Here is a 21,518-nt window from a genome sequence, read left to right as displayed (position 1 = left end):
AAGCCGCCGCCACCGCTGCGTAACATCAGCCGGGATGCCCGCAACTTATGACGACTTTCCCAGTCTGCGCTGCGAACGCGGCGACAACGGAATCCTCAACCTGGTGCTCGACGCCCCCGGACTGAACTCGGTCGGACCCCAGATGCACCGCGACCTGGCCGACATCTGGCCGGTGATCAACCGCGACCCCGACGTCAACGTCGTCCTGGTCCGCGGCGAGGGCAAGGCGTTCTCCTCCGGCGGCAGCTTCGACCTGATCGACGAGACGATCGGCGACTACGAGGGCCGCATCCGCATCATGCGCGAGGCCCGCGACCTGGTGCTCAACCTGGTCAATTTCGACAAGCCGGTGGTGTCGGCGATCCGGGGGCCTGCCGTGGGCGCCGGGCTGGTGGTGGCGCTGCTGGCCGACATCTCGGTGGCGGGACGGACTGCCAAGATCATCGACGGGCACACCAAGCTGGGCGTCGCCGCCGGCGATCACGCCGCGATCTGCTGGCCGCTGCTGGTCGGGATGGCCAAGGCCAAGTACTACCTGCTGACCTGCGAGACGCTCTCCGGCGAAGAGGCCGAGCGGATCGGCCTGGTCTCGACCTGCGTCGACGACGACGACGTGCTGGCCATCGCAACCCGCGTGGCCGAGAATCTGGCCGCCGGCGCGCAGCACGCGATCCGGTGGACCAAGCACAGCCTCAACCACTGGTATCGCATGTTCGCCCCCGCCTTCGAGACCTCGCTCGGCCTGGAATTCATCGGCTTCAGCGGCCCTGACGTGCGCGAAGGGCTGGCCGCACATCGCGAGAAGCGCCCCGCCCGGTTTGACGGCCGTCCGCAGAGCTGAGCCTGATTCGGCGCGCCTGTGCGCGCGTGTCGGCCGATGGGTCTACCGTCGAAATTCATGACATCAGCCGTCGAACCCGAGCCATTCCGCGAAGCGGTCGCGGCGATGAACGGTGTCACCGTGCGGCCCGAGATCGAGCTCGGCCCCATCCGCCCGCCCCAGCGGCTGGCGCCGTTCAGCTACGCGCTGGGCGCCGAGGTCAAGCACCCGGACCTGGAAATCATTCCCGAGCGGTCCGAGGGTGACGCGTTCGGCAGGCTCATCCTGCTCTACGACCCCGAGGGCTCCGACGCCTGGGACGGCACGATCCGTCTCGTCGCCTACATTCAGGCGGACCTGGACTCGCACGAGGCCATCGATCCCCTGCTGCCGGAAGTCGCGTGGAGCTGGCTGGCCGAGGCGCTGGACTCGCACACCAAACACATGACCGCCCTGGGCGGGACGGTCACCGCCACCACGTCGGTGCGCTACGGCGACATCTCCGGTCCGCCGCGCGCCCACCAGCTGGAGCTACGCGCATCGTGGACCGCCACCACCCCGGATGTGGGCAGCCACGTCGAGGCGTTCTGCGACGTCCTCGAACACGCCGCGGGTCTGCCGCCGGCTGGTGTCACCGACCTGAGTTCACGGTCACGCGCCTGACATGTGCCCCGACCCGTCTCCGGCGGAGACCGATCCGCCGGGCAGCACGGAGCCCGAAGTTCCGCTGCTCCTGCAACCGGCCGACGGCATGCCGAACCTGTCCGTGTACGCCAGCGACATCGCCGCGGCGGCCGAACAACTCGACCGCGGCCGAGGCCCGTTCGCCGTGGACGCCGAACGGGCCTCGGGCTTCCGCTACTCCAACCGGGCCTATCTGATCCAGGTTCGCCGGTCCGGCGCGGGCACCGTGCTGATCGACCCGGTCAGCCACGGCGGGGACCCACTGGACGTGTTGCGGCCGGTGGCCGACGTACTCGGCCAGGACGAATGGATCCTGCACTCCGCCGACCAGGACCTGCCCTGCCTGGCCGAGGTCGGGATGCGCCCGCCGGCGTTGTACGACACCGAACTGGCCGGCCGGCTGGCCGGCTTCGACCGGGTCAATCTGGCGACCATGGTCGAGCGGCTGCTGGGCCAGGGCCTGGCCAAGGGGCACGGCGCCGCCGACTGGTCCAAGCGGCCGTTACCGTCGGCCTGGCTCAACTACGCCGCGCTGGACGTGGAACTGCTCATCGAGCTGCGTGAAGCGATCGCCCAGGTGTTGGCCGAGCAAGGTAAAACGGATTGGGCCGCACAGGAATTCGAACATCTGCGGACCTCCGAGGAGCGTTCGGCCGCGGTACCCACCCGGCGCGACCGCTGGCGTCGCACGTCGGGCATCCACAAGGTGCACGACCGCCGGGCACTGGCCGCGGTCCGCGAACTGTGGACCACCCGCGACCGGATCGCGCAACGCCGCGACATCGCGCCGCGCCGCATCCTGCCGGATTCGGCCATCATCGACGCCGCCCTGGCCAACCCGACTTCGATCGACGAACTGGTGGCACTGCCCGTGTTCGGCGGACGCAATCAGCGGCGCAGCGCGCCGATGTGGTTGGCGGCGCTGGAGGCCGCCCGGCAGAATCCGGACCTGCCGGACGTCGCGGAGCAATCCGCCGGACCGCCTCCACCCGCGCGCTGGAGTCGGCGCAAGCCCGACGCCGCCGCCCGGCTGGAAGTCGCCCGAGCGGCGCTGGGCGCCTTGTCCGAGCAAGTCAGAATCCCAACGGAGAACCTGATCGCGCCGGATCTGGTGCGACGGCTGTGCTGGGACTGGGAGGCGCTCGCCGCAGGCGGCAGCGACCCGGTCGCCATCACCGACGAATACCTGCGCGCGGGTCACGCACGGCCGTGGCAGCGCGAACTCGTCGTCCCGGCGCTGGCCGCCGCGGTGACCCAGGCCCCGCAGTCCGGCGCCGAAACCGACTGACGCACGTCTCCTGACCTGGACCGTTACTCGCAGTTGTAGGCGTTGAAGGTGGCTTGCGGCATGGTGTACGCCGCCTCGTCCTCGAAAAACAGAAGTTCGTGATCCATCGTTAGTCCTAGCCGTTGCGATCCGCATTTCGAATCTTGTTGATTCGTATAACGGAGCTTAACATGTCCGTGATCGGCAGCGATAGCCTTTCGCTGACCGACGCTCCTGAGGAGGTCAACGTGGCGGAACATCCTCGGCTATGTGCGTTTCCGCCGTGCGAGGCGTTGCTGACGCTGTACCGGCAACGGGGCCCCGTGATCAACGTCCGTCGTCGCGACACGGTGATCCTGCTAGGCGCCGCAGCCAACGAGTTCGTCTTCACCAATTCCGACGCGTTCAGTTGGAGGGAAGCGTTCGAGGAGTTGATCCCAGTAGACGGCCCGACGGCGCTGATCGTCAGCGATGGCGACGACCATCGCCGGCGGCGTGGCTTCGCGCTTCCGGCACTGCAGCACAGGCGGGTCGGAGACTATGTGCAGACAATGGCTGTCAACACCGACGCCGTGATCGATGCCTGGCTGCCGGGGACGCGAGTCGACATCTTCCAGCAATTTCGCTCGGTGATCCGGCGCAACACCGCCGAGTGCCTGTTCGGTCCGCGTATCGCGGTCCACGCCGACTACCTCGGTGAACAGCTGCAGCCGCTGATCGACCTTACAAATCTCAATCCGAGCAGGAGACGGCTGCATCGGTGGCTCGGGTCACCATTCGCGCGCCGGGCAAAAGCCTCGCGAGAACGCATCGATGAACTCGTCGACGCGGTGATAGCCGACTCCCGCCTGCGGCCCAGAGCCGACGACCGCATGCTGACGACGTTGATCAGTGGTCGCGCTGATCGCTGTGAATCACTGAGCGACAACGAGATTCGGGACATGATCGTCTCACTGATCGCAGACGGCTACGAGGTCACCAGCGGGGCTCTCGCGTGGGCGATCTACGCATTGCTGACGGTTCCAGGCGCCTGGGACGCCGCCGCCGCCGAGGTGCGTCGGGTACTGAACGGCCGGCCACCAACCCCGGCCACCCTCAGGGACCTGACCTATCTCAACGGCGTCGTGCACGAGACAGTGCGGCTGTGCACGACGAACTCGGCACGAAAAGTGAAGCGTGACTTGCGGTTCGAGGGGCACCCGATCCGGGCCGGCCAGCGCCTGATTTTCAGCGCCTACGTCACCCACCGGCTTCCCGAGCTTTGGCCCGAACCATGGGAATTCCGTCCCGAACGTTGGGATTCTGCCGCACCCGACTATCGCAAACCGACACCGTACGAGTTCATCCCGTTCGGCCGTGGGCTGCATCGATGCATCGGCTCGTCCATCGCGATCACTCAGATGATGGTGATGCTCGCCCGACTGGTCGGGAGGACGACCCTGCGTTTGCCGCCGCAGCATATCCGGGCTCACAACATCGCGGCGCTGCGGCCCTGGCCCGGGCTGACCGTGGAGATCGCCGAACGCGCTAGTCCAGCTGCTCGCTGATCGCGGACTGCTCCACCGGTGAAGTCCCCAGCGCCGCAACCCAACCCGTGATCCGCCGGGCCACATCCTGGTCGGTGAGCCCCAGCTCGGCGAGCACCTCACCACGCGACGCGTGCTCGTAGAACTGCTGCGGGAGCCCGACGTCGCGGCAGGGGATGTCGATGTCGGCTGCCCGCAGCGCGGCCGATACCGCCGAGCCCACACCTCCGGCCAACCCGTTGTCCTCCAAGGTGACCAGCAGCTTGTGCTGCACCGCCAGCTCGCGCACCGCGCCGGGCACCGGCAGCACCCAGCGCGGGTCGATGACGGTCACACCGATCCCCTGGTCGAGCAGACGCTTCGCGACGGCCAGGGCCATCGAGGCGAACGCGCCGACCGCCACCAGTAACACGTCGGTGTTCAAGCCCGCGGCCGGCACCGCCATCACGTCCACCCCGTCGCGTCGCTCCAACGCCGGAATGTCTTCGCCTACATCGCCTTTGGGGAAACGCAAAGCAGTGGGGCCGTCATTGACGTCGAGCGCCTCGCCGAGTTCCTCGCGCAGCCGGGTGGCGTCGCGGGGCGCTGCCACGCGCATGCCGGGCACCACTCCCAGGATCGACAGGTCCCACGTGCCGTTGTGGCTGGCGCCGTCGTTGCCGGTGACCCCGGCGCGGTCGAGCACCATGGTGACGGGCAGCTTGTGCAACGCCACATCCATCATGATCTGGTCGAAGGCCCGGTTCAGGAATGTCGAGTAGATCGCGACCACCGGGTGCATTCCGCCCATCGCCAGCCCGGCCGCCGACGTCATCGCATGCTGCTCGGCGATGCCGACGTCGAACAACCGGTCGGGAAACACCTCGCCGAACGCCGAGAGCCCGGTCGGTCCGGGCATCGCCGCGGTGATGGCCACGATGTCGCGGCGCTTTCGACCGACGTCGATCAGCGCCTCGGCGAATGTCGACGTCCAGCCCGGGCCCGCCACCTTGGTGGCCACGCCGGTGATCGGGTCGATCGGCACCGTGGAGTGCATCTGCTCGGCCTCGTCGGCCTCGGCCGGGCCGTATCCCATCCCCTTGCGAGTGACGACGTGCACGATCACCGGGGCGCCGAAGCCGCGGGCACTGCGCAGCGCGACCTCCACCGCCCGCTCGTCGTGGCCGTCGACCGGACCGACGTACTTCAGGCCGAGGTCGGTGAACAGCAGCTGCGGCGACAGGGAGTCCTTGATGCCGGCCTTGACGCTGTGCATGAAGTGGTAGGCGACCTCGCCGACCACCGGCACCGCCTGCATTGCGTTGCGGCCCCGCTCCAGGAGTCGCTCGTAGGCCGGCTGCAATCGCAGGGTGGCCAGGTGGTCGGCCACCCCGCCGATCGTCGGCGCGTAGCTGCGTCCGTTGTCGTTGACGACGATGATCACCGGACGTTGTGAGCCGGCGATGTTGTTCAGCGCCTCCCAGCACATGCCGCCGGTGAGCGCGCCGTCCCCGACCACCGCGACCACGTGCCGGTTGCGGTGTCCGGTGAGTTCGAACGCCTTGGCCAGGCCGTCCGCATACGACAGCGCCGCGCTGGCATGGCTGGATTCAACCCAGTCGTGCTCACTCTCGGCGCGGGACGGGTATCCCGACAGGCCGCCCTTCTTGCGCAGTGTCTCGAACTCGTGGGCGCGACCGGTCAGCATCTTGTGCACATAGGCCTGATGACCGGTGTCGAAGATGATCGGGTCGTGCGGCGAGTCGAACACCCGGTGCAAGGCGAGGGTCAGTTCGACGACACCGAGGTTGGGGCCGAGGTGTCCTCCGGTGGCAGCAACCTTGTGGATCAGGAACTCGCGGATCTCTTGTGCCAAGTCGCGGAGCTGCTGTTGCGAAAGGTGCTGCAGATCGGCGGGCCCGCGGATCTGTTCCAGCATCTGGCCAGTCTACGCAGCGCGCGCAACCGCAGCAGGGCGAGCGGCCGCCCTATGAGGCACCGAACAGTTCGGCGAGCGTGTCATGCAGTTCGGGATCCGCCAGGACGACGACCTCGTCGCCGGCCTGCAGTTCGGTGTCGCCGCGCACCGGCACCACACCGGTGGTGCGCACCACGATGCTCACCCAGATGTCACCGACCTGGTCACCGAGCCCCTCGACCGTGCATCCCTGCGCGGTGGAGCCCTGGGCGACCGTGAAGCGGTGGACGCCGTGGGGTTCGTCGGCGAGCCGGACCCCGATCTCCCACGGCTGCGTCTCAACGGTCCGCATCGGCAACCGCAACAGCCTCGCCACGCCGGGCACCGAGCTGCCCTGCACCAGAACGGAGAAGATGACGACGACGACCACGATGCCGTACAACCGTTCGGCCTCGGCGATATGGGCGGCCCGCAGGAACTCGCCGAGCAGGATCGGCACCGCCCCCTTGAGGCCGGCGAACAGGATGAAGCTGCGCTCGTTGCGCTCCAGTCGCACCGGCATCAGGCACGCGCTCACTGCCAACGGCCGGATCAGAGCGGTCAGGCCCACGCCCAGGATCAGCCCGGGAATCCAGACATCCGGGTGGGCGAGCACGCCGATGTCGACGGTCAGCCCGAGCACGGTGAAGGCAATGATCTCGGCCAGCCCCGCCAGCGCGGCGTGGAACCGCTTGATCTCCGGCTTGTACGGGGCGCGCGCGTCGCCGATCACGATGCCCGCGACGAACACCGCCAGAAACCCCGAGCCGTGCGCGAGCGTGGCGATGCCGTACATCATCAGCGCCGAGGCCAGTGTCCGCAGCGGGTAGAGGCCCTCGCTGGGCAGGGCCACGCGGCGCATGAACACGAGCAGGGCCCGGCCGCCGAGCACTCCGACGGCCCCACCGATCGCCATCTGCAGCACGAATTGCGTTCCCACACCGGCGAACCCGGCCGCGCTGAGACCACCCGCGGCGATCAGGCTGGCCATCAGCGAGATGCCGACCGGGTCGTTGGCGCCGGACTCACCCTCCAGGATGGTGCTGCTGCGACCGGAGATCTCGCGTTTGCCCAGCACGGAGAAGACCACGGCCGGATCGGTGGGAGCCACCGCGGTAGCCACCAGAACCGCGGCGTACCAATTGATTCCGCACGCGTAATGCAACATCAGCGCCGCCCCGGCGGCGGTGAGCGCGGTGCCCAGCACCCCGACGGACAGGATGGGACCGGCCGCTGCGCGGAACCGCGCGGGACCGATGTGCATCCCGCCGTCGAACAACACCAGCACCAGCGCGATGGTCAGCACCCGCTCCACCGTCCGCTCGGAGGGCGGCTGCACCACCGGCACCGCGTGCACCGCCACGGCGGCTCCGACCAGCACCAGCAGCGGCACCGGGATCTTCACCCGCTCGGTGAGCCGGTTCGCGAGGACCGCGATCAATCCGACGGCGCTGGTGAACAAGACGATCAGTGCGTAACGGGCAGTCTCGCTCACGACAGCAACCGCTCAAGCCTTTCGGTTCGACAACAAGACATCGCCGACCAGACTTCCCGGCACACCGCGAAGGAGTCTAGCCTGTCGCGACGTCCGGACTATCGGGTCAGCAACGCGACGCACTCGACGTGATGGGTCAGCGGGAAAGCGTCGAACACCCTGATCTCCCCGACGGTGTAGCCGTGCCCGCGGTACAACCCGATATCGCGGGCGAAAGATGCTGCCTCACAACCGATGTGCACCACCCGCGGCACACCGGCGGCGGCCAGCAGATCGATCACCTCGCGACCGGCGCCGGTGCGCGGCGGGTCCAGCACCGCGACGTCGGCACCCCTGTCCTGCCCGGCCAGCGTCCGTCGCACCGAATCCGTGACGACCTCGACCTGCGGCAGGTCGGCCAGGGCGGCACGTGCCGCCCCCGACGCGCTGCGCGCCGTGTCTACGGTCAGCACCCGGCCCGACTCCCCCACCGCGGCGCCGAGCACGGCGGCGAAGACCCCGGCTCCGCCATAGAGGTCCCAGGCCGTCGCCCCGGACGCCGGTTGGGCCCAGTCCGCAACCAGTTCGCTGTACACCCGCGCCCCTTCGCGATGCGACTGCCAGAACCCCGTCACCGGTACTCGCCAGCTGCGCGTACCCACCCGCTGCACGGCGTGATAGTCGCCTTCGATCACCTTCGACACCGTGCGCTTACCCTGCCGGGCTGTACGCAGCACGTGCCGCTCACCGTCGTCGTCGAGGACCACGTGCAGGTGCGCACCGGCCGGCCACTCGGTGCCGGACAGCCCGTCGAGCATCCCGGCCGGCAACTGTCCGCAGCGCAGATCGGTAACCAACTCGTCGCTGTGGTAGCGATGAAACCCGGGGCGGCCGTCGGATCCGACCTCGAGGCGAACCCGGGTGCGCCAGCCGGTCGGCCCGTCGGCCGACAGCGTTTCAGCGATCCCCGACCAGCTGTGTCCGCCCAGCCGGTCCAGCTGGTTGGCCACCACCTGCGCCTTGAGGTCACGTGCCGCCGCGGGCGCTGCGAAGGCCAGGTCGCAGCATCCGGCACCGTCCGCGCCCGCGATCGGGCACAGTGAATCCGTGCGGTCTTCCGACGCCTGAAGCACCTCGACAACCTCTGCGTGCCAATAGGATCCGCGGTCGGCGGTGACCCGCACCCGTACCTTCTCCCCGGGCAGCGCATAGCGGACGAAGACCACCCGGCCCTCGTGATGCGCGATGCAGCTGCCGCCATTGGCGGGGGCGCCCGTGACCAAAGTCAGTTCCCCGCCGGCGGATTCGAGGCTCAATCGAATATGCCCCGTCGGGCGTCCCCGGGCGCGACACGCGGCTGCAGCGTCTTGATCCGTTCCGAGGACGTCAGCTGCCAGGGCACCGATGTGACCATGACACCCGGCATGAACAACAGGCGCCCTTTGAGTCGCAGTGCACTCTGGTTGTGCAGCAACTGTTCCCACCAGCGACCCACCACGTACTCCGGGATGAACACCGTCACCACCGTGCGCGGCGATTCCTTGCTGACCCGCTTGACGTAATCAAGTACCGGCCGGGTGATTTCGCGGTACGGGGAGGCGATCACCTTCAACGGGACGCTGATGTCGCTCTCTTCCCATTCATGCTTGAGCTCGCGGGTTTCGGCGTCATCGACGCTCACCGTGACGGCTTCCAACACGTCCGGACGGGTCGCACGGGCATAGGCCAGGGCACGCAGCGTGGGCAGATGCAGCTTCGACACCAGCACCAGGGCGTGATTGCGGCTGGGCAGCACTATTTCGTCGCCGTGCTCGGCGGCCTGCTCGGCCAACTCGCGGGTGACGCCGTCGTAGTGGCGGCGGATCAGCTTCATCAGTGCGAACAGCAGCGTCATGGCGACCAGGGCGATCCAGGCGCCGGCCAGGAATTTGGTGACCATGACGACCAGCAACACCGCACCGGTCGCGAGCAACCCGACCGTGTTGACGATCCGCGAACGATGCATCCGCCGCCGCGCCGCCGGATCGGTTTCGGTGCGCAGCAGCCGGGTCCAGTGCCGCACCATGCCAATCTGACTCAGCGTGAACGAAATGAACACGCCGACGATGTAGAGCTGGATCAGGGCGCTCAGTTCAGCGCGGAACGCGATGATGGCGAGGAGCGCCGACAGGGACAGGAACGCGATCCCGTTGGAGAACGCCAATCGGTCGCCGCGCGTGTGGAACTGGCGGGGCAGGTAGCTGTGCTGGGCCAGCACCGAACCGAGCACCGGGAATCCGTTGAACGCGGTGTTGGCCGCCAGCACCAGGATCAACGCCGTCACCGCGGTGATCAGCACGAACCCGATGTGGAAGCTGCCGAAGACGGTCTCGGCCAGCTGAGTGACCAGCGTCTTCTGGTAGTAGCCCGCCGGCGCTCCGGCCAGTTGCGTCGCGGGGTCGCTGACCAGCTGAACCCCGATCTTCTTGGCCAGCACGATGATCCCCATCAGCAGGGTGACGGCGATGGCACCCAGCATCAGCAGGGTGGTGGCAGCGTTCTTCGACTTCGGTTTCTCGAACGCCGGCACCCCGTTGCTGATGGCCTCGACACCGGTGAGCGCCGCGCAGCCCGAGGAGAACGCCCGCGCCATCAGGAACACCAGCGCGAAACCGACGATCTTCCCGTGCTCGGAATGCATCTGGAAGCCGGCTGACTCCGCTCGCAGCGGGTTTCCCAGCACAAAGATGCGGAAGAGTCCCCAGCCGATCATGCCGGTCACCCCGATGATGAAGCCGTAGGTGGGGATCGCGAACGCCAGCCCGGATTCCCGGACGCCGCGCAGATTCATCGCCGTCACCAACAGGATCGCGGCCACACAGAACCACACCTTGTGGTGCGCCACGATGGGCACCGCCGAGCCGATGTTCGACATCGCCGAAGCGGTCGAAACGGCAACGGTGAGAACGTAATCCACCATCAGCGCACTGGCCACCGTTAGGCCGGCGTTGGGGCCGAGATTGGTCGTCACCACCTCGTAGTCGCCTCCGCCGGAGGGGTAGGCGTGCACGTTCTGCCGGTAGCTGGCCACCACCACCAGCATCACCGCGGCCACCGCCAGCCCGATCCACGGCGACAGCGCGTAGGCCGCCAGGCCGCCGATCGAGAGCATCAGGAAGACCTCTTCGGGGGCATAGGCCACCGAGGACAGGGCGTCGGAGGCAAACACCGGCAGGGCGATGCGCTTTGGCAGCAGCGTGTGGGCCAGCCGGTCGCTGCGAAAAGGCCGTCCGATCAGCAGCCGGCGCGCAGCGGTTGAAAGTTTGGACACGAGAGCCAAGAGTAAGCCCACTCGGCTTTGGCGGTAGCGTTCCGTACGCGAGAATTCTCACGACCGAAATCGGCCCGCCAGCGTAGGTTGCCGATCACAATGACGCGCAGGACACAACCGAAAGGACCTCCGAGTGAAGGTGGTTGTGATGGGGTGCGGCCGGGTCGGTTCTTCGGTGGCAGACGGACTGTACCGAATCGGCCATGACGTGTCGGTCATCGACCGCGACAGCGCGGCTTTCAACCGGCTCAGCCCCGAGTTCGACGGCGACCGCGTGCTCGGTCAGGGATTCGACCGCGACGTGCTGCTGCGGGCCGGCATCGAAGGCGCCGACGCGTTCGCCGCGGTGTCCTCCGGAGACAACTCCAACATCATCTCGGCGCGGCTGGCCCGGGAGACCTTCGGCGTGCGGCGCGTGGTCGCGCGAATCTATGACGCCAAGCGCGCCGAGGTCTACGAACGCCTGGGCATCCCGACGATCGCCACCGTGCCCTGGACCACCGATCGCCTGTTGAATGCCTTGACGCAGGAGACCGAGACGGCCAAATGGCGAGATCCGACGGGCACCGTCGCGGTGGCGCAGGTGGTGCTGCACGAAGACTGGGTGGGACACCGCGCCACCGATCTGGAGCAGGCCACCGGCGCGCGCGTGGCGTTTCTGATCCGCTTCGGCACCGGCATCCTGCCCGAACCCAAGACCGTGCTGCAGGCCGGCGACCAGGTCTATGTCGCCGCCATCTCCGGCCGCGCCGCTGAAGCTGTGGCCATCGCGGCGCTGCCGCCGAGCGAGGACTTGGACAAATGAAGGTAGCTGTCGCCGGCGCGGGCGCGGTCGGGCGCTCGGTCACCCGGGAGCTCGTCGCCAACAAGCACGACGTCACCCTGATCGAGCGCAACGCCGACCACGTCGACACCGACGCCATCCCCGCGGCGCACTGGCTGTTGGGCGATGCCTGCGAGTTGAGCCTGCTCGAACACATGCACCTCGAGGATTTCGACGTCGTGGTCGCGGCGACCGGCGACGACAAGGTGAACGTGGTGCTCAGCCTGCTGGCCAAGACGGAGTTCGCGGTGCCGCGGGTGGTGGCCCGGGTCAATGACCCCCGCAACGAGTGGTTGTTCACCGACGCATGGGGGGTCGACGTGGCGGTGTCCACACCGCGCATGCTGGCCTCGCTGATCGAGGAAGCCGTGGCCGTGGGCGACCTGGTGCGGCTGATGGAGTTCCGCAAGGGTCAGGCCAACCTGGTCGAGATCACCCTGCCCGACGACACGCCCTGGGGCGGCAAGCCGGTACGCAAACTGCAGTTGCCGCGCGATGTGTCGCTGGTGACCATCCTGCGGGGTCCGCGGGTGATCGTCCCGGAGGGCGACGAACCGCTCGAAGGCGGCGACGAGTTGCTGTTCGTCGCGGTCACCGAGGCCGAAGAGGAACTGCGCCGGCTGCTGCTGCCGACCAGCTAGTCGCGTACTGCCTCGCCGTCGATCTCGGCCGCCACCACTGGGCTCTCCACCGCGGGCAGGGCCCGCAGCACGGCCTTGATGGCCCCGTAGGTCACCAGGGCGGCCAGCGCGGTCAGGGGCCATCCCATCGCGATCCGGGTCACGCCCAGCCAGCCGGTCTTGCCGAGCTCGTAGAGATGCCCCTGGACGCCGAAACGGGCGACGAACACCACGGTCCAGCACGTCGTCGCGATGTCGAACGCGTAGACGGCCCGCGGCACCGCGCGCCACCCGTTGTCGCGACCGCTGGCCCAGCTCCACAGATAGCCGACCACCGGGCGACGGATCACGATCGAGGCGGCGAACACCACGGCCCAGAACAACGACATCCAGATGCCCAGCAGGAAATAGCCCTTGGACTGACCGACCAGGTAGGCGATCAGCGCGCACACCGCGACACCGAAGAACCCGGACAGCGCCGGCTGCAAGGAGTCCCGGCGGAACAGCCGCCAGAGCAGAACCAGGGCCGCCGCGGCCAACGCGCTCCCGATCGCGGCCAGCAGGCCGGCGACACTGGATGCGATGACGAAGACAAGTACGGGCAACGAGGAGTAGATCAGCCCGCTCACGCCACCGGACTGCGCCAGCAGGCGCTCGGCACTGAAACGGTTATCGCTCACGGGAATTCGGGGTGTCGATGGTGACGAAAATCGTCACCGCTGGATTTCGTAGTGGGGGTTGTAGATGGCCTTGGTGCCGTTCTCCATCTTGCCCATGCGGCCCCGCACCCGCAGGGTGCGTCCCGACTCGATGCCGGGGATGCGCCGCTGCCCCAGCCACACCAGCGTGACTGTGTCGCTGCCGTCGAACAACTCCGCGCGAACCCCGCCGGAGCACCCCTTGCCGTTCGTCTCGACACTGCGCAGCGTGCCCACCATCGTGACCTCCTGGCCGCGCTGGCAGTCGATTGCCCGCTGCGCGCCGGTATTGAGGACTTCGTCGGACAGTTCTTCGACGTCGCGTTGCTCCGGGTCCTCCGTCAACCGACGGGTGAGCCGGCGTAGATACCCTTGGGCCCCCATGGCCACTCCTGACACTTCGACGTCGTTAAGAAAGCTATGCCTCAAATCAGCATTCCACCATGCCAACGGTCACCGTAGACCTGTTGGTTCCCTGATGCCACACGGATGAAACCACTGATCTTCGGGTGTTTCACGGTACCGGGCAGTATGGGGAGGTGGTGGTCGATCTGCGTGGTGTCACAACGGTGTTGCTGCCTGGCACCGGATCCGACGAAAACTACGTCTACCGGGCCTTTTCAGCCCCGTTGCACAAACTCGGTGCGGTGTTGGTCACACCTGCGCCGCAACCGCACCGATTGGTCGGCGGTTACGTGGCCGCGCTCGACGAGGCGGCACGTGCCGGCCCGATCGCGGTCGGTGGGGTGTCGATCGGCGCCGCCGTCGCCGCGACGTGGGCGCTGGCCCACCCGCAGCACACCGTGGCCGTACTGGCGGCCCTGCCGGCCTGGAGCGGAGACCCCGGCTCGGCGCCTGCGGCACTGGCCGCGCACTACACGGCTTTGCAGTTGCGCCGCGACGGGCTGGACGCGACGACGGCGCAGATGCGGGCATCCAGCCCGCCCTGGCTCGCCGACGAGCTGGCCCGGTCCTGGGCGGCTCAGTGGCCGCTGCTGCCGGATGCCATGGAACAGGCCGCCGCGTACGTCGCACCGAGCCGCACCGAGCTGACGCGGCTGGTCCCGCCGCTGGGCGTGGCGGCCGCGGTCGATGACCCGATCCACCCCTTGCAGGTCGGTGTCGAGTGGGCGACCGATGCGCCCAGAGCTGCCCTGCGCACGGTGACACTGGACGAGATCGGTGCGCGCCCGGACGCTTTGGGCGCAGCCTGCCTGGAAGCGCTGGACGCCGCCGGCTAACCGCCGGTTGAGGTGCTGCGCAACTGCTGCATCGCCGAGCCTTCGGTGCTGCGGCGCGCGGCCGGCTCGTCCGACGGGGGTTGCGCCTGGGCCTGCTCGGGGGTCTGCTCGGCGCCCTGTTGCGCGGCCGCGGCCTCACGCAGCTGCTGCAGCATCGGCTCGGGCAGCTGCACCGGCAGCGGAGTGCGTACCGGCAGCGGGGTGTCGCCACGCCGAACCACCGTGTCCGCCAAGGCCTCGCGCGCCTCGTCGGTCAGGGCCTCGACGGTCTCGTGCGGTCCGTTGACCACACAGCGGATCATCCAGCGGTAGCCGTCGACTCCGATGAAGCGCACCACACCGGATGCACTGCCCACGACTTCCCGGCCCCAGGGCCCGTCCTTGATGGAGACCGTGGCCGAGTCTTTCCGCAACGAGTCGGCGAGCTCACCGGCCACCTCACGCCACAGGCCCGCCGTCTTGGGGGCGGCGTAGGCAGCGATGGTGAACCGTCCGTTGGGCGTGACGACCCACACCGCGCTGGGCACTCCGGTCTCGGTCAGCTCGACCTGCACCTGGCCCGCCGCCGGCATGGGAATCAGGACCGAGCCCAGATCGAGCCGGGCCACTTCGGCGTCCGCCGGATCGTCGAAGTCCTCGATGTCGAACGGACCCTCGAGCGACTCGTCGCCGTCGGCGGGGCCGTCCCCCACACCTTCTTCGACGGGTGGATCGGTCGGCCGCTGCTGCGAAGCGCTGTCGTCCTTGCGTGTGCGTCTACCGAATGCTGGCATCAGCGCAGCTCCTTCTCATCGCCCTCATCGCCTCGTCCTCAGCGCTCACAGACTCGCGTGCCCGCCGGAGGAACCGTGACCACCCTCGCCACGGGACGTTTCGGCGAGCCCGGCCTCATCGAACGACGAAACCTCCATCAATTCGACCAGTTCCACCCGCTGCACCAACAGTTGGGCGATGCGGTCGCCGCGGTGCACCACGATCGGGGTGGTGGGGTCGAGGTTGATCAGCGCGACCTTGATTTCGCCACGATAGCCTGCGTCGATAGTGCCGGGACTGTTGACGATCGACAGCCCTACCCGCGAGGCCAGTCCGGAACGCGGGTGTATCAACCCGACCATGCCGAACGGGACGGCGATCGCGATGCCGGTCGGCACCAGAGCCCGCTGGCCAGGCGCGAGTTCGACGTCTTCGGCGCTGAAAAGGTCGACGCCCGCGTCGCCGTCGTGAGCCCGGCTGGGCATCGGAAGGCCGGGGTCGAGACGAACGATGGCCAGACTGGTCGACACGGGGGCACAGACTACCCTTGACCGCGTGTCCGATACGCGCATCGCGCCGCAAAGCGTGCGATATCGCGAACGGCTGTGGGTGCCCTGGTGGTGGTGGCCGCTGGGTTTCGTGCTTGCCGCAGTCATCGCGTACGAGGTCGACCTGGGCATCCGCTCGCTACCTGGTTGGCTTCCGTTCGCAGTCCTGTTCGCGGTCGCAACCGCCGTGTTGCTGTGGCTGGGCCGCGTCGAGGTACGGGTCACCGCCGATGACGGCGGTGTCGAACTGTGGGCCGGTGACGCGCATCTACCGGTCACAGTGGTCTCCCGGTCCGCGGAGATAGGGCGTGCGGCGAAGTCGGCGGCATTAGGCCGCCAGCTCGACCCGGCGGCCTACGTCCTGCATCGGGCCTGGGTCGGCCCGATGGTGTTGCTGGTGCTCGATGATCCCGATGACCCGACGCCGTACTGGCTCGTAAGCTGCCGGCACCCGGAGCGAGTGCTGTCGGCGCTTCGAAGCTGACTGAGAGCGCGGCGGTCAGGCCGCGCAGTCGGTACAGATCATCACGCCGTTCTTCTCGCTGGCCAGCCGGCTGCGATGTTGCACCAAAAAGCAACTCGAGCAGGTGAATTCGTCGGCCTGCTTCGGAACCACGCGCACCGACAGTTCTTCACCCGAGAGGTCGGCGCCAGGCAGTTCGAAATTCTCGGCGGACTCGGACTCGTCGACGTCGACCACGGCTGACGCCGCCTCGTTCCGTCGTGCTTTGAGCTCCTCCAGCGAATCTTCTGAGACGTCGTCGGTCTCGGTACGCCGCGGAGCGTCGTAGTCGGTAGGCATCTTCTTCCCCGTCCTTATCCCCTCAGGGCCCTCATAAGCTCAAGGAACGCTTTGTACCAGCGTCGAACGCTTGCACCAAACTATTCGTGCCCGTAATGCGGGTGGATTGGATGTGATTTGCGTCACACCGATGGAATGGCCCTTGTACTTGGCCTTAAACGGTGCGATTACGGTGCGATTAGAGTGCATGTGTGGTTGCACACATCACCGAGGGTACCGCCTTCGACAAGCACGGTCGGCCCTTCCGGCGACGCAATCCCCGCCCCGCCATCATCGTCGTCATTTTCCTCGTGGTGGTGACCGGTGTGGTGTGGACCGTCGCCTTGACCCGGCCGGCGGACGTCCGCGAGGTCGCGGTGTGCAACCCTCCCCCACAGGCGGCCGGGACCGAAACGCCCGCCAAGCTCGGCGAGCAGGTCTCGCGGACGGAAATGATCGACGTCACGCCCGCCAAGCTCAGCGACACCAAGGTGCGGGTTCTCAATGCCAGCGGCCGAGGCGGCCAGGCCGGCGACATCGCCGGTGCGCTACAGGATTTGGGCTTCGCGCAGCCCACGTCCGCCAACGACCCGATCTACGCCGGCACCCGGCTGAACTGTCAGGGGCAGATCCGGTTCGGCACCGCGGGCCAGGCCACCGCCGCGGCGCTGTGGCTGGTGGCGCCGTGCACCGAACTGTTCCACGACAGCCGCGGTGACGACTCCGTCGATCTCGCGCTGGGTACCGACTTCAGCTCCCTGGCGCACAACGACGACATCGACGCCGTACTGGCAACCCTGCGTCCAGGGGCCAGCGAGCCCGCCGATCACACGCTGCTGGCGAAGATCCACGCCAACAGCTGCTGATCGCAGTCACTGAATCGGATCGAGCGCCCCGACATCGTCGAGGGCCGCAAGCAGCGCGTCGGCGATGCCAGGCGCCGCGGCGACCACCAGGCCGGCCCCGTCCGCGTCCGGGGCCGGTAGCAGCACGCGCGCGCCGGCCTCCGCGGCGATCAGCGCGCCCGCCGCGCAATCCCAGACCTGCAGGCCATGCTCGTAATACGCATCCAAGTGCCCGGCCGCGACCATGCACAGGTCCAGGGCCGCCGAACCGATGCGGCGCACATCGCGGACCACCGGCAGCATCCGTGCCACCAACTCGGCCTGGCGGACCCGGCGCGTCGGCGAGTATCCGAATCCGGTGCCCAGCAACGCCATTGACAGCTCATCCACGTTGTTGCACCAGAGTTGCCGAGTTCCGTGCCCGTCGGTGACGTGCGCCCCGAGCCCGCTGGCCGCCGAATACACCCGCCCGGCAACGACGTCGGCCACCGCACCGGCCACCGACACACCGTTGATCTGAGCGCCGACCGACACCGCGTACGCCGGGATGCCGTAGACGAAGTTCACCGTGCCGTCGATGGGATCGAGCACCCAGGTGACCGCGCCGGCGGAATCGGCCGTCGAATCGCGAGGCCCGCCACCCTCCTCACCGAGGATGGGGTCACCCGGCCGCAGTACGGCCAGCCGGTCCCGCAACAACTGTTCGGTATCGATGTCGACCACCGTCACCGGATCGGTCGGGGTGGTCTTGGCGCGCACCGTGTCGGCGTCGCTGCCGCGGGAGGGGTCGACTTCGGCGCTCGGGCCGAACACCTCGCCGCGCCGGCGCCGGACGAACGCGGCGGCCTCGGTGGCGACCGTCACGGCCACTTCGCGCAGCCGCGCGGGCTCCGCACCGGGTTTGTCGGGGCGTGTCACCGATCTATCGCACCACAGGCGCCGACTCCTCAACGGACGCAACCCGCCTCACCCCGTTTGGCGTACCGGGTCGATAAGGTGGGCAAACCACCAAGTCTCGCCGAGGAGATTCGATGACCAGCACCGTCTCTGGGATTGATGCCGGCGGCCCCCCGTCGCAGCGCCGAGGATTCGGAATCGACGTAGGCGGCAGCGGCATCAAGGGAGCGATCGTCGATCTGGACACCGGTCAGTTGATCGGTGACCGGATCAAACTGCTCACCCCGCAACCCGCCACCCCCGACGCCGTCGCCAAGACCATCGCCGAGGTGGTCAACGGATTCGGCTGGACCGGACCGCTCGGGGTCACCTACCCGGGCGTTGTCACGCACGGCATCGTGCAGACGGCGGCAAACGTGGACAAGGCCTGGATCGGGACCAACGCCCGCGACATCATCAGCGCCGAACTCTCCGGCCAGGAGGTCACGATCCTCAACGACGCCGATGCCGCGGGCCTGGCGGAGGAACGCTACGGCGCCGGCAAAGGCCATGAGGGTCTGGTCGTACTGCTCACCTTCGGCACCGGCATCGGATCGGCGCTCATTCACAACGGCAAGCTGATTCCCAACACCGAGTTCGGCCACCTCGAGGTCGGCGGTAAAGAAGCCGAGCAGCGGGCGGCTTCGTCGGTGAAAGAACGAAACGGATGGAGCTACGAAAAGTGGACCAAACAGGTGACCAGGGTGCTGGTCGCCATCGAGAACGCGATCTGGCCCGACCTGTTCATCGCGGGCGGCGGTATCAGCCGCAAGGCCGATAAATGGGTGCATCTGCTGGAAAACCGCACCCCGGTCGTGCCGGCAACCCTGCAGAACGCCGCCGGAATCGTGGGCGCTGCGATGGCGTCGGCCGGCGACGTGACGCACTGAATTTTGTCCGCTCGACCAGTACGAGGGCCGTGTGAAGTTACAATGGTCGTCGGCGGCCGCCCAAACCGATAGCGCGCGATACTCACGCTGATATCAAACGCCGACAATCGACATAACAGACACTTTCGGTCTTCCATGCCCAGACCCACCGGAAGTGCGTCCAACTGAAGGGGTGTACGTGGCACCGACCAAGGCAAGTGCGGCAACCGATGAGCCGGTGAAGCGCACCGCCGCGAAGTCTCCCGCCAAGCGGACGGCGGCCAAGGCCGCCCCTGGCGCCGCTCCGGCGAAGCGGGCCGCAAAGGCCGCCGGATCCGCAGCCGACGGCGCGCCCGGCGCGGCTCCGAGGAAGACCCGCGCCAAGGCCGCCGCGAAGGCACCGGCCGCCAGGACCAAGGATGCCGACGGTGTATCGCCTGATGACGTCACCCTCGAAGCCGGTGAGGAACTCGACACCGACCTCGACGTGGAGCCCGGCGACGACATCGAAATCGAAGCGGGCGACCTGAGCCTCGACGACCTGGACGAGGACGTGGCCCCGGACGCCGAGGACTCCGACATCGACCCGGGCGACGCCGAGGAGGCTGAGACCCCGACGGCCGCCGTGGTCACCGCCGCCCCCGTCGAAGAAGACGAGGACATCGCCGAGCCCACCGAAAAGGACAAAGCCTCCGGCGATTTCGTCTGGGACGAGGACGAGTCCGAGGCGTTGCGCCAGGCCCGCAAGGACGCCGAGCTGACCGCCTCCGCCGACTCGGTGCGCGCGTACCTCAAGCAGATCGGCAAGGTGGCGCTGCTCAACGCCGAGGAAGAGGTCGAGCTGGCCAAGCGCATTGAAGCCGGCCTGTACGCGACCCAGCTGATGGTCGAGCTGACCGATCGCGGCGAGAAGCTGCCGGCCGCCCAGCGCCGCGACATGCTGTGGATCTGCCGCGACGGCGACCGCGCGAAAAACCATCTGCTGGAAGCCAACTTGCGTCTGGTGGTGTCGCTGGCCAAGCGCTACACCGGTCGTGGCATGGCGTTCCTGGATCTCATCCAGGAGGGCAACCTCGGTCTGATCCGCGCGGTCGAGAAATTCGACTACACCAAGGGCTACAAGTTCTCCACCTACGCGACGTGGTGGATCCGCCAGGCCATCACCCGCGCCATGGCCGACCAGGCCCGCACCATCCGCATCCCGGTGCACATGGTCGAGGTCATCAACAAGCTGGGCCGCATCCAGCGCGAGTTGCTGCAGGACCTGGGCCGCGAGCCCACACCTGAGGAACTCGCCAAGGAAATGGACATCACGCCCGAGAAGGTGCTGGAGATCCAGCAGTACGCCCGGGAGCCCATCTCGCTGGACCAGACCATCGGCGACGAGGGTGACAGCCAGCTCGGCGATTTCATCGAGGACAGCGAGGCCGTCGTGGCGGTGGACGCGGTGTCCTTCACGCTGCTGCAGGACCAGCTGCAGTCGGTGCTGGACACGCTTTCCGAGCGCGAGGCCGGCGTCGTGCGGCTGCGCTTCGGGCTCACCGACGGCCAGCCGCGGACCCTGGACGAGATCGGTCAGGTGTACGGCGTGACCCGCGAGCGGATCCGTCAGATCGAGTCCAAGACGATGTCCAAGCTGCGCCACCCCAGCCGCTCGCAGGTCCTCCGCGACTACCTGGACTAGCGGCTCAGCAGTACGTCTACCACCGCGGCCGGGCGAGACAGCAGCGGGGAGTGACCACCCGGCAGTTCGACGATCTGGGCGCCGAGCCGTTCGCGGGCGACCCGCCGTGACCAGTCCGGCTGGACGAACTGGTCCTCGGTGCACACCACGTACGTGCACTCCACGTCCGGAAATTCGGCCAGCGAGAACGGCGCCACATTGGGCAGCGCTGCTTGCGGCCGGAGCCGGTCGAGTACGGCTTCCGCCGTGGCGTCGTCGCAGTCAGCACAGATAAGGGTCCGGGCTATGTCCCGGTCGACCCATCTCGTCCGCAGCTGATCATCCGGTTCGCTGAGGCCGCTCAGCCAGACTGGATTCAGCATGTCGGTCTCGGTGGCCACCTGGTCCGCCAGGCTGCGACCGATGTCCGGCAGCAGCGCACACAGGTAGACGAGGTGCCGGACCGGACGGCGAGCCGCGACCAACGGAATCGTGTGACCGCCGAGCGAGTGCCCCACGACCACGACGTCGTCGTCACAGCCTCCCAGTGCCTGGCACACCTCGTCCGCATACGTCGCGAAGCTTGCCGTCGGGTCATCGATGGGTAGATCCACCGCGATCACGTGGTGTTGAGCCTGCCGCAGCAGTGCAGCCACTTCGTCCCACGACCACGCCCCCAGCCAGCCACCGTGCACCAACGCGAAAGTCGTCACCGAATCACGGT

General features: G+C 67.9%; 22 protein-coding genes. 11 read left to right on the top strand and 11 right to left on the bottom strand.

Features of this window, described 5'->3' with window-relative positions; all coding sequences use genetic code 11:
* The first annotated feature begins 34 nt into the window (after window positions 1-34).
* The 4 genes from AO501_RS14835 to AO501_RS14820 all read left to right on the top strand — a co-directional run bounded on the left by AO501_RS14835 (window position 35) and on the right by AO501_RS14820 (window position 4,318).
* Window positions 35-841, top strand: coding sequence for an enoyl-CoA hydratase/isomerase family protein (locus AO501_RS14835; protein ID WP_055578438.1), 807 nt, complete (start codon window positions 35-37; stop codon window positions 839-841).
* Window positions 842-898: 57 nt separating this feature from the next.
* Window positions 899-1,483, top strand: coding sequence for a DUF3000 domain-containing protein (locus AO501_RS14830; RefSeq protein ID WP_055578463.1), 585 nt, complete (start codon window positions 899-901; stop codon window positions 1,481-1,483).
* A 1-nt stretch (window position 1,484) separates the two neighbouring features.
* On the top strand, window positions 1,485-2,792 hold the full coding sequence (locus AO501_RS14825) for an HRDC domain-containing protein (RefSeq protein WP_055578437.1): 1,308 nt from the start codon (window positions 1,485-1,487) through the stop codon (window positions 2,790-2,792).
* 170 nt (window positions 2,793-2,962) lie between these two features.
* The gene (locus tag AO501_RS14820; protein ID WP_082658637.1) at window positions 2,963-4,318 is read left to right on the top strand and encodes a cytochrome P450; all 1,356 of its coding nucleotides are present in this window, start codon (window positions 2,963-2,965) and stop codon (window positions 4,316-4,318) included.
* On the opposite strand, the gene dxs is transcribed toward AO501_RS14820, so the two are convergent.
* The 4 genes from dxs to AO501_RS14800 all read right to left on the bottom strand — a co-directional run bounded on the left by dxs (window position 4,299) and on the right by AO501_RS14800 (window position 11,017).
* A complete protein-coding gene (dxs, locus tag AO501_RS14815) occupies window positions 4,299-6,215 on the bottom strand; it encodes a 1-deoxy-D-xylulose-5-phosphate synthase (protein WP_055578436.1) in 1,917 nt (638 codons plus the stop codon). The genes AO501_RS14820 and dxs overlap by 20 nt on opposite strands.
* A 49-nt stretch (window positions 6,216-6,264) precedes the next feature.
* Window positions 6,265-7,728: a cation:proton antiporter gene (locus AO501_RS14810; RefSeq protein WP_055578435.1), complete on the bottom strand. Its 1,464-nt coding sequence runs from the start codon at window positions 7,726-7,728 to the stop codon at window positions 6,265-6,267.
* A gap of 98 nt (window positions 7,729-7,826) precedes the next feature.
* On the bottom strand, window positions 7,827-9,023 hold the full coding sequence (locus AO501_RS14805; RefSeq protein ID WP_055578434.1) for a class I SAM-dependent RNA methyltransferase: 1,197 nt from the start codon (window positions 9,021-9,023) through the stop codon (window positions 7,827-7,829).
* Window positions 9,020-11,017 (bottom strand): APC family permease, encoded by a 1,998-nt coding sequence (locus AO501_RS14800; protein WP_055578433.1) that lies wholly within the window; start codon window positions 11,015-11,017, stop codon window positions 9,020-9,022. Before AO501_RS14800 ends, AO501_RS14805 begins: the two co-directional genes overlap by 4 nt.
* Before the next feature lie 133 nt (window positions 11,018-11,150).
* Between AO501_RS14800 and AO501_RS14795 the strand changes: the two genes are divergently transcribed.
* A complete protein-coding gene (locus tag AO501_RS14795; RefSeq protein ID WP_133435350.1) occupies window positions 11,151-11,822 on the top strand; it encodes a potassium channel family protein in 672 nt (223 codons plus the stop codon).
* Window positions 11,819-12,481 carry a potassium channel family protein gene (locus tag AO501_RS14790; protein ID WP_055578432.1) on the top strand — a complete coding sequence of 221 codons (663 nt, stop codon included), beginning with the start codon at window positions 11,819-11,821 and terminating at the stop codon, window positions 12,479-12,481. The genes AO501_RS14795 and AO501_RS14790 overlap by 4 nt, the downstream gene beginning before the upstream one ends.
* On the opposite strand, the gene AO501_RS14785 is transcribed toward AO501_RS14790, so the two are convergent.
* Window positions 12,478-13,140, bottom strand: a complete 663-nt coding sequence (locus AO501_RS14785) for a DUF3159 domain-containing protein (protein ID WP_055578431.1) — start codon at window positions 13,138-13,140, stop codon at window positions 12,478-12,480. The two genes, AO501_RS14790 and AO501_RS14785, sit on opposite strands and share 4 nt — an antisense overlap.
* A gap of 33 nt (window positions 13,141-13,173) precedes the next feature.
* Window positions 13,174-13,542 (bottom strand): OB-fold nucleic acid binding domain-containing protein, encoded by a 369-nt coding sequence (locus AO501_RS14780; protein WP_055578430.1) that lies wholly within the window; start codon window positions 13,540-13,542, stop codon window positions 13,174-13,176.
* A gap of 155 nt (window positions 13,543-13,697) precedes the next feature.
* On the opposite strand from AO501_RS14780, the gene AO501_RS14775 reads away from it, so the two are divergent.
* Window positions 13,698-14,399: a hypothetical protein gene (locus AO501_RS14775; RefSeq protein WP_055578429.1), complete on the top strand. Its 702-nt coding sequence runs from the start codon at window positions 13,698-13,700 to the stop codon at window positions 14,397-14,399.
* On the opposite strand, the gene AO501_RS14770 is transcribed toward AO501_RS14775, so the two are convergent.
* Together AO501_RS14770 and dut are read right to left on the bottom strand one after the other, a co-directional pair.
* On the bottom strand, window positions 14,396-15,172 hold the full coding sequence (locus tag AO501_RS14770; RefSeq protein ID WP_055578428.1) for a DUF3710 domain-containing protein: 777 nt from the start codon (window positions 15,170-15,172) through the stop codon (window positions 14,396-14,398). The two genes, AO501_RS14775 and AO501_RS14770, sit on opposite strands and share 4 nt — an antisense overlap.
* Before the next feature lie 45 nt (window positions 15,173-15,217).
* Window positions 15,218-15,682 (bottom strand): dUTP diphosphatase, encoded by a 465-nt coding sequence (gene dut, locus AO501_RS14765; RefSeq protein WP_055578427.1) that lies wholly within the window; start codon window positions 15,680-15,682, stop codon window positions 15,218-15,220.
* Between the two features lie 25 nt (window positions 15,683-15,707).
* On the opposite strand from dut, the gene AO501_RS14760 reads away from it, so the two are divergent.
* Window positions 15,708-16,184: a DUF3093 domain-containing protein gene (locus AO501_RS14760; RefSeq protein ID WP_055578426.1), complete on the top strand. Its 477-nt coding sequence runs from the start codon at window positions 15,708-15,710 to the stop codon at window positions 16,182-16,184.
* 15 nt (window positions 16,185-16,199) lie between these two features.
* Here AO501_RS14760 and AO501_RS14755 read toward each other — a convergent pair whose 3' ends face one another.
* Complete coding sequence (locus tag AO501_RS14755; RefSeq protein ID WP_008258544.1) at window positions 16,200-16,502, bottom strand: DUF4193 domain-containing protein; 303 nt, start codon at window positions 16,500-16,502, stop codon at window positions 16,200-16,202.
* A gap of 191 nt (window positions 16,503-16,693) precedes the next feature.
* Between AO501_RS14755 and cei the strand changes: the two genes are divergently transcribed.
* Window positions 16,694-17,347, top strand: coding sequence for an envelope integrity protein Cei (gene cei / locus AO501_RS14750; protein ID WP_055578425.1), 654 nt, complete (start codon window positions 16,694-16,696; stop codon window positions 17,345-17,347).
* A 6-nt stretch (window positions 17,348-17,353) separates the two neighbouring features.
* On the opposite strand, the gene AO501_RS14745 is transcribed toward cei, so the two are convergent.
* A complete protein-coding gene (locus tag AO501_RS14745; RefSeq protein ID WP_055578424.1) occupies window positions 17,354-18,244 on the bottom strand; it encodes an inositol monophosphatase family protein in 891 nt (296 codons plus the stop codon).
* Window positions 18,245-18,357: 113 nt separating this feature from the next.
* Here AO501_RS14745 and ppgK point away from each other — a divergent pair, with 113 nt between their 5' ends.
* Both ppgK and AO501_RS14735 read left to right on the top strand, forming a co-directional pair.
* Window positions 18,358-19,152: a polyphosphate--glucose phosphotransferase gene (gene ppgK, locus AO501_RS14740; RefSeq protein ID WP_055578423.1), complete on the top strand. Its 795-nt coding sequence runs from the start codon at window positions 18,358-18,360 to the stop codon at window positions 19,150-19,152.
* Between the two features lie 178 nt (window positions 19,153-19,330).
* On the top strand, window positions 19,331-20,815 hold the full coding sequence (locus AO501_RS14735) for an RNA polymerase sigma factor (RefSeq protein WP_055578460.1): 1,485 nt from the start codon (window positions 19,331-19,333) through the stop codon (window positions 20,813-20,815).
* On the opposite strand, the gene AO501_RS14730 is transcribed toward AO501_RS14735, so the two are convergent.
* Window positions 20,812-21,507, bottom strand: a complete 696-nt coding sequence (locus AO501_RS14730) for an alpha/beta fold hydrolase (RefSeq protein WP_055578422.1) — start codon at window positions 21,505-21,507, stop codon at window positions 20,812-20,814. The two genes, AO501_RS14735 and AO501_RS14730, sit on opposite strands and share 4 nt — an antisense overlap.
* Between the last annotated feature and the right edge of the window lie 11 nt (window positions 21,508-21,518).

Source organism: Mycobacterium gordonae, from assembly GCF_001417955.2.
Classification (GTDB): domain Bacteria; phylum Actinomycetota; class Actinomycetes; order Mycobacteriales; family Mycobacteriaceae; genus Mycobacterium; species Mycobacterium gordonae_B.
Note: the sequence above shows the minus strand (reverse complement) of the source record. Positions and strands in the feature narration are given on the sequence as shown.